Source organism: Paenibacillus sp. S33, from assembly GCF_053615415.1.
This window is the reverse complement of record NZ_JBSIEZ010000001.1, coordinates 160917-175205: the sequence shown is the minus strand read 5'-3', so window position 1 is coordinate 175205 and position 14289 is coordinate 160917. Positions and strand designations below refer to the sequence as shown.

12 protein-coding genes are annotated in these 14289 nt (G+C 48.8%); 3 read left to right on the top strand and 9 right to left on the bottom strand.

Annotated elements, in window-relative coordinates; translation table 11 throughout:
• Positions 1-81: 81 nt before the first annotated feature.
• From ACWGXJ_RS00720 to rpoE, 3 genes are all read right to left on the bottom strand, one after another.
• Positions 82-450, bottom strand: coding sequence for a response regulator (locus ACWGXJ_RS00720; protein ID WP_013308218.1), 369 nt, complete (start codon positions 448-450; stop codon positions 82-84).
• A gap of 213 nt (positions 451-663) precedes the next feature.
• On the bottom strand, positions 664-2265 hold the full coding sequence (locus tag ACWGXJ_RS00715) for a CTP synthase (protein WP_013368772.1): 1602 nt from the start codon (positions 2263-2265) through the stop codon (positions 664-666).
• A gap of 402 nt (positions 2266-2667) precedes the next feature.
• A complete protein-coding gene (rpoE, locus tag ACWGXJ_RS00710; protein WP_013308216.1) occupies positions 2668-3219 on the bottom strand; it encodes a DNA-directed RNA polymerase subunit delta in 552 nt (183 codons plus the stop codon).
• Between the two features lie 404 nt (positions 3220-3623).
• Between rpoE and ACWGXJ_RS00705 the strand changes: the two genes are divergently transcribed.
• Positions 3624-4784: a S8 family peptidase gene (locus ACWGXJ_RS00705; protein WP_069290791.1), complete on the top strand. Its 1161-nt coding sequence runs from the start codon at positions 3624-3626 to the stop codon at positions 4782-4784.
• A 14-nt stretch (positions 4785-4798) separates the two neighbouring features.
• On the opposite strand, the gene ACWGXJ_RS00700 is transcribed toward ACWGXJ_RS00705, so the two are convergent.
• From ACWGXJ_RS00700 to ACWGXJ_RS00685, 4 genes are read right to left on the bottom strand one after another with little or no spacing between them, the layout of a single operon-like run.
• Positions 4799-6184, bottom strand: a complete 1386-nt coding sequence (locus ACWGXJ_RS00700) for an MBL fold metallo-hydrolase (protein ID WP_452565940.1) — start codon at positions 6182-6184, stop codon at positions 4799-4801.
• Entirely contained in the window at positions 6181-7851 is a 1671-nt protein-coding gene (locus ACWGXJ_RS00695) for an ABC transporter permease (RefSeq protein ID WP_452565939.1), read from the bottom strand. The genes ACWGXJ_RS00700 and ACWGXJ_RS00695 overlap by 4 nt, the downstream gene beginning before the upstream one ends.
• Before the next feature lie 4 nt (positions 7852-7855).
• Complete coding sequence (locus ACWGXJ_RS00690) at positions 7856-8926, bottom strand: ABC transporter substrate-binding protein (RefSeq protein WP_452565938.1); 1071 nt, start codon at positions 8924-8926, stop codon at positions 7856-7858.
• A 20-nt stretch (positions 8927-8946) separates the two neighbouring features.
• Complete coding sequence (locus ACWGXJ_RS00685) at positions 8947-9945, bottom strand: ABC transporter ATP-binding protein (protein ID WP_336078675.1); 999 nt, start codon at positions 9943-9945, stop codon at positions 8947-8949.
• A 201-nt stretch (positions 9946-10146) separates the two neighbouring features.
• Here ACWGXJ_RS00685 and ACWGXJ_RS00680 point away from each other — a divergent pair, with 201 nt between their 5' ends.
• Positions 10147-11040 (top strand): LysR family transcriptional regulator, encoded by an 894-nt coding sequence (locus tag ACWGXJ_RS00680; protein ID WP_250259935.1) that lies wholly within the window; start codon positions 10147-10149, stop codon positions 11038-11040.
• A 126-nt stretch (positions 11041-11166) separates the two neighbouring features.
• A complete protein-coding gene (locus ACWGXJ_RS00675) occupies positions 11167-12027 on the top strand; it encodes a hypothetical protein (RefSeq protein WP_452565937.1) in 861 nt (286 codons plus the stop codon).
• A gap of 111 nt (positions 12028-12138) precedes the next feature.
• Here ACWGXJ_RS00675 and argS read toward each other — a convergent pair whose 3' ends face one another.
• Positions 12139-13818 carry an arginine--tRNA ligase gene (gene argS, locus ACWGXJ_RS00670; RefSeq protein WP_028542578.1) on the bottom strand — a complete coding sequence of 560 codons (1680 nt, stop codon included), beginning with the start codon at positions 13816-13818 and terminating at the stop codon, positions 12139-12141.
• A 2-nt stretch (positions 13819-13820) separates the two neighbouring features.
• Entirely contained in the window at positions 13821-14255 is a 435-nt protein-coding gene (locus tag ACWGXJ_RS00665) for a DUF1934 domain-containing protein (RefSeq protein ID WP_081112515.1), read from the bottom strand.
• Between the last annotated feature and the right edge of the window lie 34 nt (positions 14256-14289).

Below are 14289 nucleotides of genomic sequence, written 5' to 3'. Positions count from 1 at the left end.
AGGATTTACTTTCAGTATTTCCCATAATCACAAACAAAAAACCCTGTTGTGTTAACAGAGTTCTCAACCATAGTGACTCACCTAATCACCTCTGAGTTGCTTGTTCACAGCGATCCGCATTTCGTCAATATCAAAGGGCTTGGTAAAATGCATTAGCGCACCTAGCTCCGTCGCCTCTTTAATCATGTCCAGTTCTCCATATGCTGTCATCATAATAACCTTGATATCAGGATTCATGGTTTTTAGATGCTTCAGAATTTCGAGTCCGTCCATACCTGGAATTTTCATATCGAGCAGAACCAGATCAGGTGGTTCCTTCTCAACAATTTCAAGTGCAATTTTCCCGTTCGCCGCCTGAAAGGTCTCATAACCCTCACTTCCGAACACTTCCATCAGTAAAATCCGTATTCCATTCTGGTCATCGACGATTAATACTTTCTTCTTTTCCAATGTTTTAACCTCCTAAGATCTTAAAACGAGGATCATGCAGCTATTGCCATAACAGCGTCCGATGACGTACAATATCCGTCCCATACCTAAAACTATATTCGCTCCTGCAAAAAGAAAATCCTGCTCTTATACATAATTGTGGAATATTCTTTCATAATCAGGAAGCATGGGATAAAAAAAGACCTCCCTGAGGAGGTCTTACAAGCCATAGCATTAACCTTGAAGCTGCAATGCTGCCTTTACAAATTCACGGAACAAAGGCTGTGGACGATTCGGACGGGAAGTAAATTCTGGATGGAATTGTACAGCCAGGAACCACGGATGCTCAGGGAGCTCCACAATTTCCACCAAGCGTCCATCCGGTGAAGTACCGGAAATACGAAGACCCGCTTTTTCAATAACTTCACGATATTCGTTATTGAATTCGTACCGATGACGGTGTCTTTCGTACACCAGCTCGTCGTTGTAGCAAGCCGAAGCCAGGGAACCTTCCACCAGTTTGCATGGATACAAGCCAAGACGCATCGTACCGCCCAAATCTTCGATGTCTTTTTGGTCAGGAAGCAAATCGATGACAGGATAATCAGTAGCCGGGTTAATTTCCGAGCTGTTGGCTCCTTCGAGACCAGCCAGGGAACGGGCAACCTCAATGACAGATACCTGCATACCCAGACAAATGCCGAAGAACGGAATTTTTTGCTCCCGCGCATAACGAATGGTACTAATTTTGCCTTCAATTCCGCGATCGCCGAAGCCACCCGGTACGAGAATGCCGCCAATGCCGCCCAGCATGTCAGCTACGTTCTCGTCCGTCACTTCTTCAGCGTTCACCCAACGAATTTTCACGTCTGCATTCGCATCAAATCCAGCGTGGGAAAGCGATTCAACCACACTTAAGTACGCATCATGTAATGCGACATATTTACCAACAATGGCAATCTCAACCGTTTTATCCAGCTTGCTGATTCGATCAACTAACCCTTCCCATTCGGTCATATCTGGTGCAGGTGTTGTCAGCTTGAGGTGGTTAACTACGATTTCGTCCAAGCCTTCTTCACGCAGGTTCAACGGAACCTCGTAGAGGGTTGAAGCATCGCGGCATTCTACCACTGCATTCGCATCAATATCGCAGAACAATGCAATTTTAGCCTTCATATCGGAGGACAGTTCATGCTCTGTACGGCAAACAATGACATTCGGTTGGATACCGATACTGCGCAATTCTTTTACACTGTGCTGAGTTGGTTTGGTTTTAACCTCACCCGCAGCTTTAATATAAGGAATGAGTGTTACGTGAATGTACATCACATTCTCGCGCCCAACTTCGCTTTTGAGCTGACGAATAGCTTCCAAAAATGGCAAGCTTTCAATATCGCCCACAGTACCGCCGATTTCTGTAATAATTACGTCCGAACCTGCTTCACGGCCAGCACGGTACACGCGTTCCTTGATTTCGTTCGTAATATGAGGAATAACTTGCACCGTACCGCCCAAATATTCTCCGCGACGCTCTTTGCTGATTACGCTGGAATATACCTTGCCTGTTGTGACATTGCTGTTCTTGGACAGATTAATATCAATAAAGCGCTCATAGTGTCCCAAGTCAAGGTCCGTTTCCGCACCATCATCCGTTACAAACACTTCACCGTGCTGGTAAGGACTCATCGTACCCGGATCGACATTCAGGTAAGGATCAAATTTTTGGATCGTTACCTTCAGTCCCCTGTTCTTCAAAAGCCTCCCCAGTGAAGCTGCCGTAATCCCTTTGCCCAAGGAAGACACAACCCCGCCTGTCACAAAAATATACTTTGTCACTGTTCAAAACCCTCCTAGATAAGATGCAAAATTCAGGCGACATTATGATGTTATCGTAACCCGTTTGCACGGATTATCATCCATGAAGAAGGCAGCGGAATCATTTTCCATGTCCGCCGCCCTTAGCCCTCTTTCATGAGTGAAAACACCCCTATAAAAAACAAAAAAGCACTCCCGTAGTACGGGGCACTTTTATACAAAAAGCAAACATATAAGTGAATCAATCATAAGCCCAAGCAATAGTTTACCCCGTGTCCAATCCGCTGTCAAGGAAGTTATCCGTGTTAATTTGTCCATTGAACCAGATTGGAGAGAATCCACCTGAAAGCTTTAAATCAGAAGAGGTTTTCAAGAAAACGGTCATGAAAAAGGGGAGAACGCATCTCCCCTTGCAGCCTGTTCCTAACGAAGCGAATCGTCGTCTTCCGTCGACTCATCGTCGTTTTCATCTTCTGAATCTTCCTCATCACTGAGGTCTTCATCGTCTATAACTACGTCTTCATCACTATCATCATCATCTTCTTCTCCGTCGAACAGCTCATCTTCGCCATCCTCGTCTTCGCTATCTGCATCGAAGTCGTCATCAGAGTTGTATGTTTCTTCTTCCTCATGATAGTCATCTTCATCGTCATCGTCTTCGTCGTTAATAATACGAGGACGCTTGGCGCCTGTCAGGGCATCTTCGGATTTATCTACCGGATACCAACGTTTCAAGCCCCACAGATTCGTACCGACACAGGCAAAACGCCCGTCAATGTTGATTTCAGTATATAGCTGAGCAATAACGTCATTAATTTCTTCGTCGGAAAAGCCACGCAATTTGGCGACTTCCTTCATCAGGTCACGGTAATAATACGGAGTATTGGCTGCTTTCAATACCATAAATGCCAAATCCACCATTGGAGTCTCGTGGACTTTCTCCGGGTCAATCTTCAAGTTGAGTGGGGTACTCACCTAGGGACACTTCCTCTCACACGTAATTCACAAGAACATGTTTCAGAGCATACACGATACATGCAATACTAACATATCCATTATCAAAACTAAGTAAAACCTATTTGGAAGCAAATTGCAAGTTAAAGATGGGTATCGTCATAATTTCCAGGAATATCCCTCTAAACAAGACGGCATACATAAAAAGACGGGGTTCCCCCCGTCTTCGACTGTACCCGCTCCGGGAGAACCCCCCAAAGTTGTTGCACAAGAGCTTATGCCCTCCATGTATCGTATGTGTCCACGGCCACTTTGACACGACAAGCAGGCCTATTTCCATAAAAAAGGGGCAGGTTTCCCATGCCGCAGTTGACGCTTGCTCATACAATACCTCAGCATGGCTCATCGGAGGGGGACCGTCTCAAATGGACTATCCGGATTTTTTGCAGCGTTTGCATGAGGGTATTTCGGAGCCGTCCGGCAGTGGACGGAACAAACAGATCATCACGTTCGATAAGCCTCACCAATACCGGGAATGCCTGTCCTATCTCAGGAAGCTGAAACCCGAGCTTGCGGGATTACGGCAAGTACAACCGGCCCGACTAATCCGTGCTTTAATCGCTCCGCTTTCAGGCGGAGACAGGCTGGGCAAATATCACAACGGTGTCACCGTTGAAGAAGATACCCGCATGAAGGTCCACGCTGAAACTGCTCATATACCAAAAGCAGAAAAGAACCTTTCCATGCCATGGGGAGTCAAACAGGTACGTGCATACAAGGCTTGGCCTTCCTCGACAGGGCATCGGGTCAGAATCGGTGTGATCGACACAGGAGCGGATTTTCAACATCCTGATCTTCGTCATTCTCTCGCCAGAGGTATTAATTTGCTTAACCGAACCATGTTACCCTATGACGATAACGGCCATGGTACTCATATTGCTGGAACTATCGCGGCGTCCAACTATGACGAAGGTATGGTCGGCGTAGCACCACGGGCTTTAATTCATCCCGTAAAAGCATTTGATCATAATGGAGCCGCCTACGTCTCCGATATCATCCTTGGTATCGACTGGTGTGTATTAAATCGTGTCGATATCATCAATATGAGCTTTGGTATGAAGTCGCGCAGCAAGGCACTACTTGATATGGTGAATAAAGCATATCATAACGGCATTGTGATTGTAGCGTCCTCGGGAAATGAGGGCAAGCGCCGAAGTATTGACTATCCAGCCCGCTATTCCCAGACGATTTCAGTGGGGGCTACCGACAAATACAGACGCATCGCGCCTTTCAGCAACCGGGGGCAATTTGTAGACGTGTACGCACCTGGCGAAAAGATCACATCCTCCTGGATCCATGGCAAGCATCACGAAATGAGCGGTACCTCTATGGCTACTTCCCATGTGACCGGAAGCATCGCACTTCTCCTTTCACTGAGGCCGGAACTGGGGCCTGGAGAAATCAAGGCGTTGCTTAAGCGTACCGCCACACCGCTCCGTCTGCGTAAAAGCGCCGGACGGAGCTCTATCTCGACCAAACTTGGAGAAGTCGATGCCTTCCGATTGATGCAGGAGGGCACAAAGTGAATGATATTGTGATGCTAAACCTCTAGTGTAGCGCCCGGCTCCAGAGAGTGAACTTTTCTGGCAGGACCTTCACATCCACTATTTCCTTCTCTTATCAACTCATCTCGTACCAGGTCGGTCTGCAGCTTTGGCGCATGAACGAGTACAACCTGTTTGCTAGGCAGCTCCTTCAGCATTTGCCGCACATCTGATAATCCCTGATGCACCTTATAAATCAAATGCCGAGCTACACAGTTGTTATTTTCATCCGCACGTTCCAACAGATGTTTGCCAAAAGAACCCTGTGGAGCATGTCCGGTCAATATAACACTGTTGCTAATGCTTTCTCCGCTATCTTCACCCTCCCCCATGTTGCGGTTATCCGAAAGATACTGATAGTACCAACGCGCCTGTGGAGAATCCATCATGCCGTCTCTTGTTATGATAATAGCCGTTGGGTTCTGTTCCAGCAGACTCACTCGTTCCGCAGCATCACGAGGCACGAAGACCCTGTCACTGTTTAGCACATGTTTTATTCGCGCCGGGGCTTCTGGACGCAGCCATTCTTTCCAGCGGTTTAACTGTTTCAATCCCTGCCATATGTCGTGCTCTACAATCATTGCCTGTTCAGGGAATTGCTCGCTAGCCCATACGATCATGTCCTGTCCTCTGCCAAAGGCAGGCACCGGCAACAACACATGACCTCCAGACCATAATATCCGCTCCATCTCGACCCTCAGCCGCTCCAGCTTAACAGGCTGCGGGTCTATATCCATGCCATAGGCATTGTCCATAATGGATATGTCCGCTAGATTGGGCCCTGACTTCCATTCAGGTAGGTCATGCAGCCCCTCCCCAACACCCAAGTCTGGCGCATCGGCAGCAAGAAGCTCAGATTCGCGGCTGTAATCTCCAGAAAAAAACAACCGCTTCCCTTCCATTTCTACCACATACCACACTGCACCAGCCAAATGTCCACTGCGTCCCCACATGATTCTCACACCCGGACAAGCCTCAATCCATTCTCCTGCTGGCGCTTCATCTTCTAGATAGCGATAAGCAATGGATTGGATATCCTGTTCGTCGTATGGCAAGTCGGCTCCTCTCGATTCAACATAAGTATGCCAGGAGCGAAAATAGGAGCCTAACTGCTCAGCGGTGGCCTTGGTCGTCCAGACCACTCCCCGGTATCCATACTTGTACAGTAAGGGGAGCGCCATGGAATGATCCTCATGTGCATGTGACAGCAATACAGTGGTCAGTCTCTCCGCATTTTGCGGCGGAAAAACCGGATATTGTCCGGTTCCTTCCTTTTTCACGCCACAATCCAGCATGACGCGATGCTGCGTTCCTTCAAAAACATAGCAGGAGCGGCCATGTTCGCCCGCTCCTCCCCAAATCCTAAGCTTTGTCATGATCATTTCCACTTTCTTTGCGAGTTTAAGCTTTCGATTAAGATCAGCAGCAGTGTGGTCATTCCGACCGATATGACGGCCATCGCCATCCCAAGTGACACCTGTCCCTGCTCAAATTGTGCAAATATGTAGGTTGCAGACGTCTGAACAGATGGCGGCAAAATCAGCAACGATCCTACCAGTTCGCGTGAAGCAATCGTAAATGTCATCATCCAACCAGCGAGCATTCCCGGTACAATCAGCGGCAGTACAATCCGGCGGAATATGTAAGACGGTCGTCCGCCAAATACCTGCCCCGCCTGAAAAAGGCCCGTGTCCACCTGTGTAAAGGCGCTTTTGACATACTGCACCGTATAAGGAACAAACAAGATAACATACGTCAGAATGACCATGCCGTATGTGTTATACAACGGGATCGGCATCCACGGCGAATTCCACCATAAAATCAGGCCGACCACCATAACAATTCCCGGAACCGTATTCGGAAGCAAGCTAAATGCATCAACTGTCCGTTGGATTCTCGTGCGTGAGCCGCCAATGACAAGCGCAAACCAAGTGCCCAGCACCACAGCAAGCGTCGAAGCGCCCAAAGAGAGAAATACGCTGTTCAGGAGCGCCTCCATGCTCTCTGATCCCCAAGACAGCAGTTCCTTGTAAGAGTCGAGCGTCAAATTATCCCAGGCAAGCCCCATTCCCCTCAGCTTCATCGTCGAGGCTGAAAGAATTGAAAAATAAGGAATGCCAATGGACGCAATGAGCAACAATAGAATGAATGCAACACTCAGCCCCGTAGTCCAGCCGGATATACGAAGACGGGACGGACGCGAACCTTTACCACCTACCAGCCTGTACGTAAACTTTCGGTTGATCACCGATTGCGCGTACCACACGAGCAGGCAGGCGGTTAACAGCACCGAGGCCATCGACGTCGCTTTGCCAAAATCTATAGGCCAACTGGAAATATACTTGTGGATTTCCGAAGTCATGACCTCATACCCGATACGTCGCCCAAAGGTAGCGGGGGTGCCAAACTCGGCAATTGTTTTAACGAAAATGAGCAACGCGCCCATTCCGTAAGCTGATAGCAGTAGCGGTAAAATGATTCGACGGAATCTGTACAAAAAGCTGCCGCCCATTACGGCCCCCGCCTCTTCCAGGCTCCCACCTATCCTCACCAGCGCCCCGCGCAGCAGCAGGTACAGGAATGGAAACAGATGCAGGCTCATGATCATCACCATGCCACCAAGACTAAAGAAGGACGGCGTTAAGAAATGCAGGTCCGGGAACAATTGCTCCAGATATCCGTTTTTTTGCATAAACAAAATCCAGCCCATGGACCCGATATAGGGCGGGGTCATAAACGGAATCAGCAGCACGACATCCAACCAGCGCCAGTGTGCAAGGCGAGTGTTGGACATGATCCAGGCTAGCGGAAGTGCAAGTACCGTCGTTCCTGCAATCACGCAGATGCCTAGCCAAATTGAACTGAATAGCACGCCTGCAAATGGTGAAGCAGCTAACGTTCGAAAAGGCGCATCCCATTGGAATTTTCCATCAACATACACACTTTGGATAAAGATTTGCAGCAACGGCATCACAATCAGGAAAAGAAGCGCGATCAGAGCCAGCGTCAGACACCACGCTCTGATGTGTTTAACGGATAAGCCTCCCATCGGCTTACTTGAACATTTGCGTGAACTTCTCCGTCACGTCTGATCCGTGCTCGCCCATCCATTCCCAATTGGTCTTCAGCAATGGGATCTCGTCCAGGTTGGCACGCTTGTCAGCTTTGATATCCGTGCGACCCGGGAGTAAGGAGGCATCTGCTACTAGTTTCTGTGCCTCGTCCGACAACAGATAGTCAATGAATGCCTTCGCATTCTGCTCATGCTGCGTTGACTTGAGAATTGCGGCAGGACGTGGGCTGATGACTGTCCCCTCTGTCGGATAGACGATATCAATCGGCTCACCTTTGGCTTTAGCCTTGTAGGTCATGTAATCGACCGCAGCGACGACTACACCTTTAGCTCCGGTAATCACGGGGTCCAGCGCTTCCTGATTGGCACCAGCCATAGCAACACCGTTAGCCTTGTACTGCTCGAACAACGTCCAGCCTCCATCGCCCTTGGCGCTCAGATAGCCTGTCATAAAATCCAACGCTGAGCCGGACAGGGAGGGATCGGGAATATTAACCTGATCCTTGTACTCAGGCTTCGCCAAATCGGCCCATGAAGTTGGTGGTGTTTTCACCAGCTTCGTGTTATACGCAATGCCCAGAGCAGAAGCACTGGTACTGAAGTAGTTGCCTTCCTTATCGGACCAGTCTGGATTTAGCTTGTCTGCGTTCTTGGCATCCGGGTAAGGCAGCGTGAGTCCTTCCTTTTTCAAGCCTTGTACAGACGGAAGCGATGCCAGCACAACCACGTCCGCTACCGGATTCGTCTTCTCGGCTTCCATACGAGCCAAAATTTTTCCTGTCGTTCCCTGGAACAGCTCTACCTTAACTCCGCTCTGCGCCTCATACCCTGCTACCAGCTTTTTCGCCAGTCCATCGGGGCCTGCGCTGTAGACCACCAACTTCTGATCATTGGACGCCGCCTCCGCTTGTCCTGCTGATCCAATAGCTGGCGCCCCATCCTTGGATGTTGTAGCTGTTCCGCAACCCGCCACAGCGAGTCCAAAAGTCAAGGTTAATGCGAGCATCGTCCCTTTTTTCCATCCTGTACGAAAAACATGCCTATTCATCATCTTATATATACCCCTTTTCCCTATGCTTCAAGTTGGTGGATGTGTTGCGGTGATACCCAAACGTGCATTTGTTGACCTATGGGCAGGCGGCTGGAATGATATGCAGTCCATTGCTCGCCGTTCTCGGCTAGTATACGAATTTCATAACGATCGCCGACATAGCTGACATGCAGGATCTCTACTGTAAAAGCATGCTGATCTGCTTGCTCCTGTTCCCAACGCACATGTTCAGGACGAAATAGTGTCCGTTCCGACTCCAGCCAGTTGGATTTGCCAATAAACCTCGCCACCTCTGGATGAGCTGGGCAACCGTAGATCACCTCTGGTGTTCCGGTCTGCAAAATATGTCCACTTTTCATAACAACCACTTCATCAGACATGGACATGGCCTCGATCTGATCATGGGTGACATATAGGGCGGTCAGCCCCAGATCGCGCACAAGCGATATCATCTCAATGCGCATCTCCTCCCGTAGCACCGCATCCAGCGCACTGAGTGGCTCGTCGAACAACACAAGTCGAGGCCGGATAGCAACCGCTCTTGCAAAGGCAACCCGCTGCTGCTGGCCACCGGACAGCTGATGAGGATACCGATCCTCCATCCCTGACAATCTGACCATGTCGAGCGCCTCCAGCACCACGGTCCGCAGTTCCTTGTCTCGTACGCTGGCGAACCCTTTCCCTCGCTTGCCCGCACGCAGGCCGAAGGCCACATTTTCAAACACCGTCATATGCGGCCATAACGCGAAATCCTGAAAGACCATGCCAAAGTGGCGGAGATGAGCGGGAATATCCTTTTTGCGTTCTGCCGAAAAAAGAATTTCCTCTCCCATCGTGATTGTGCCAGTATCGGGTGTCTCCAGACCAGCAATCAAGCGCAAGAGCGTTGTTTTCCCACAGCCGGACGGTCCGAGCAGTGTTGTGAATTTGCCCCGTCGTACTACCAGATTCGTCTCATGCAGCGCGGTTATTTGGCTGAAGGTTTTACTTAATCCGTGAATATATAGATCCTGATTCATCGCATTACCTGCCTGTTCTTCTGACTGACCCCAGTGTAAAACTTGAATTCGCAACCTGTGTTATTGGAAAGTTAAAACAAAATTAATTATTTCAATGAATTGTGTTAACACTCATAGATTTAATCTATATAGAGGGGATTGATGCTGCTACCCATAGTAATAAGGTGATTGTTCGATTAACCTGAAAGCGAGGCATTCTAAGTGAACTTAAGTCTTCTAAAGTTACATATTGTAGAGCTGCTGAATAAGCACCATAAAATTACCACGGTCGCCGAGCTTCTTGGCCTGAAGCAACCCACCGTTACTTTTCATATGAAAAATCTGGAGCGTGAATTCGGAGTAAAGCTGTTTGACACACGTATGGGCAAAATCATCCTGACGGATGCCGGAAATGCACTGTTGCACTATGCCAGCAAAATTAATGCACTGGCTGCTGAAGCTGAGCGAGTCGTCCGCGAGTTCGATACACTCCAGCGGGGAAGTATACGTATTGGCGCAAGCTATGTACCCGCTACCTACTTGCTTCCTGCTGTGCTGCACCGCTTTGCCCGTGAGCATCCGGGCATTCACATCGCCTTGTCCGTGAAAACAGCGCCCGTGATCAAGGACATGCTCGCTCGTCACGAAATTGACCTCGGCATTATTTCGGCAGAGCCGTTTCAATCCCCAACGCTACTCTCCGAATCCTTGGGCGAAGATGAACTGATACTCATCTGCTCACCCACTCATCCGCTCGCCAACGAAACCGATTTGACGCCCGAGCTTATCGCTTCTTCCTCCTTCGTATTACATGGCAAGGAATCCAGCACACGCCATGTGACCGACAAATGGCTGGAGCGTGGGAGTCGGCGACTTCCTTCCTACCTGGAGCTGGATTCACTAGAAGCCATTAAACAGGCGGTTATGCTGGGAGAACACATCTCCTTTGTCTCTCGCATTGCCGTACAGTCAGAGGTTGAGCGGGGCTTACTGGTTGTAAGACCTATTCCGGGGCAGTCTGTTGAGCGGTACATCTATATGGTCAGCAACAAAGACCGTCATCGCTCGGCGCTCATTCACAGATTCACCGAATATTTGTCATGGAACCAAGATTAAATCTTACCTGTCATATAGAAATTATGTAATTTTTTAACCGGAGTCCCTTCTTGCTTTGACATACGACTGACAATACACCCGTAAAGTGTAGCGTGTAACCTATTCGGACGAACAGGAGAGGATGAAATGAAAACAGGCCTTCGTATCACCAAATTGATGTCGGTAGTAACTCTGAGTGCAGTACTGCTCGTAACAGGATGGAAAGGAGCAGAACCGGTACAAGCCGCCGCCAATGCCACACCAAGCTATGAGGTGAAACTACTACTGGATACGGCTCAGGTCCTCAATGCGGATGGCTCATTAAAAAGTGGCATCGTGAACGAGTTTCAAATTAGCCACGATGCACAAAGATTAAGCGTCGAGTATTTTGATACAAATTCATTGCAATTAAATGACGAGGGCTGGAACGTGAGATTTCGCAAAAAAGAGGACAAAAAAAATTATGAATTAACCTACAAAAAGCGATATACGGTCACAAATGGAAATATTGACGCGGCGCTCACCCAAGCGAATAAAGAAGGGTTCAGCGCATCTGATGATAATTATGAGGCTGAGGTCGATTGGGGATACAGCAAGCAAACACTAAGCTTTTCCAATGATAAAAAAACAAACGCCTCCAAAGGATTGGCTCTGCCTTCCCCAGATCAAGCATTAAAGCAATTGCAGGATAATCTTCCGGGCAAGCTGCAAAACTGGAAAAACAGCAATTGGGGCAAACAAACCTTGGCAGACTCCAGAGTACGCGGTCCTGTACAGGTCAGTAAATACGAGGGTAGCTTTCAGGGATTGGATACCGACGTTGAAGTATGGCCTATTCGCAGCGCAAACGGATCAGGTACAGAGCATATTATCGAAATCTCCTTCAAAACCTCGGATTACAGTGTTGCCGCCAGCAACCGCACCAAGCTGATGAACCTGCTGCAATCCAAAGGATGGCTGGTTCCCGCCGATTCCCTGAAAACGAATTTGGTACTGGAACGCTACTAAGCTAATCCAACATAAAAAGGAACCGAAGCGCCACCCTGTTGAGGGTGATACGAACGGTTCCTTTTATTATTAATTATATGACTACAAGGTCATTACGTTAAAGTTGTTTGCTTACATACGTTCTGGTGCAGACACGCCCACCAGCTTCAGTACGTTGGCAATGGTCGTGCGCACCGCACCAAACAACGCCAAGCGTGCCTGTGTTTGAGCGGCATCCTCTGTGATGACGCGCTCTGCCTTATAGTAGCTGTGGAACAATGAAGCCAGCTCGTAGACATAGCGAATCATACGGTGTGGTGCAAAGTTTGCAGCCGCTACCGATACTTCTTCCGGCAGCTCGCCGATTTTGCGTAACAGATCGTATTCATGTTCAGCCGTCAGTTTGGACAAGTCAACTTCTGCCAACGGTAGCACAGCAATACCTTGCTCTTCGGCTTGACGATATACGCTGCATGCACGTGCGTGCGCATATTGTACGTAAAATACTGGATTCTCATTGGAAGTGGAAATCGCCAAATCCATGTCAAAATCCAGGTGCGAATCCATGCTGCGCATAGTGAAGAAGTAACGGATCGCGTCTACACCCACTTCTTCCATCAGATCTTCCATTGTCACGGCCTTGCCGGTACGTTTGGACATTTTTACCTTTTCCCCATTTTGGAACAAGCTGACCATTTGGGCAATCAGCACTTTAAGCTTATCTGGATCATTGCCCAGTGCTTCCATTGCTGCCTTCATCCGTGGAATGTAGCCGTGGTGATCCGCTCCCCAGATGTTGATGATCGTGTCATACCCACGAGCATATTTATCGCGATGGTAAGCGATATCTGGGGTTAGGTACGTATATGTACCGTCATTTTTGATCAAGACACGGTCTTTATCGTCGCCGTACTTGGTCGTATTCAGCCATGTAGCTCCGTCCTTCTCGTAAATCTCCTCACGGTCACGCAACTCATTCAGCGCTTTAAGCACTTCACCGTTTTCATACAGCGACGTTTCACTGAACCAGGAGTCAAAAGGTACACGGAACAGCTCCAGGTCGCGCTTGATCTTGTTCAGTTCCTTTTCCAGACCGTAGTCACGGAAATAAGCTGCGCGATCTCCCGGTTCCATGGACAACAGAGAATCGCCCTTTTCGGCCACCAGTTCCTTGGCAAACCCGATGATATCCTCACCATGGTAACCATCCTCCGGCATCTCCGCAGGCTGTCCCAGCTCCTGCAAATAACGCGCTTCAATAGAGCGGCTCATGTTGTAAATCTGGTTGCCCGCATCATTAATGTAGTATTCACGAGTTACTTTGTATCCGGCAAAATCAAGCACGTTGCAGAGAGCATCCCCTACGGCTGCACCACGTGCATGACCTAAGTGAAGGCTACCTGTCGGATTGGCGCTGACAAACTCGATTTGTACCTTTTTGCCTGCACCTTCCTGTATACGCCCGTAATCTGCCCCCTGCTCCTGCACTTGTCCAATGACTGCATACAGGTAGCTCTTGTTCAGGCGAAAGTTAATAAAGCCCGGTCCAGCGATTTCTGCACTTTCAATAGAAGCGGAAGCTAAATCCATATTCGCGATCAAATCTTCAGCGATTTGCCGTGGGTTCTTCTTCGCAATGCGGGTGAGCTGCATCGCAGCGTTGGTAGCCAAATCACCGTGTGACTTGTCCTTTGGCACCTCCAGCGTAATGGTCGGCAGCTCTTCGCGGCTCACGATTCCGGTAGCCAGCACTGCCGCTTCGATTGCTGAAGTCACCTTTTGATTAATAAGTTCCAGTGGATTGCTTGTCATGATTATTGCTCCTCCTGTATATGCAAACTGATGGCAAAATGCCCCGAGAAATCCTCAAATACGTACAGATCATAGGTCCAGCTCACATGTCCGGTGAAACCATCCATCCGAATATCGAGCTTCTGCGTATGCGCAGACATGTTCAGGTTTAAATAAGGCGAGCGGTAAAATCCAGGCAACCTGCGTCCCAGCGCAAACGACTGCTCTGATTGTACCTCACCGTGACGAATCAGCTTTAGCTCATCCGATCCGATTTTGACTGTGTTCCGTGTCGTACCGCCCTCAGGACTTTCTTGCGGCTCATCATACCTTATATATAGATGCTTCCCACGCACGATTGCTTCTCCGGGAAGTTCCTGTACCACATCTTCTCCGTCATGATGACTATGAAGACGGATTCGGACCTTTGCATTATGTGGCATGTATTCAAACTCCATTCTATTGCTATCCTACTGTACTACTATATCCAGT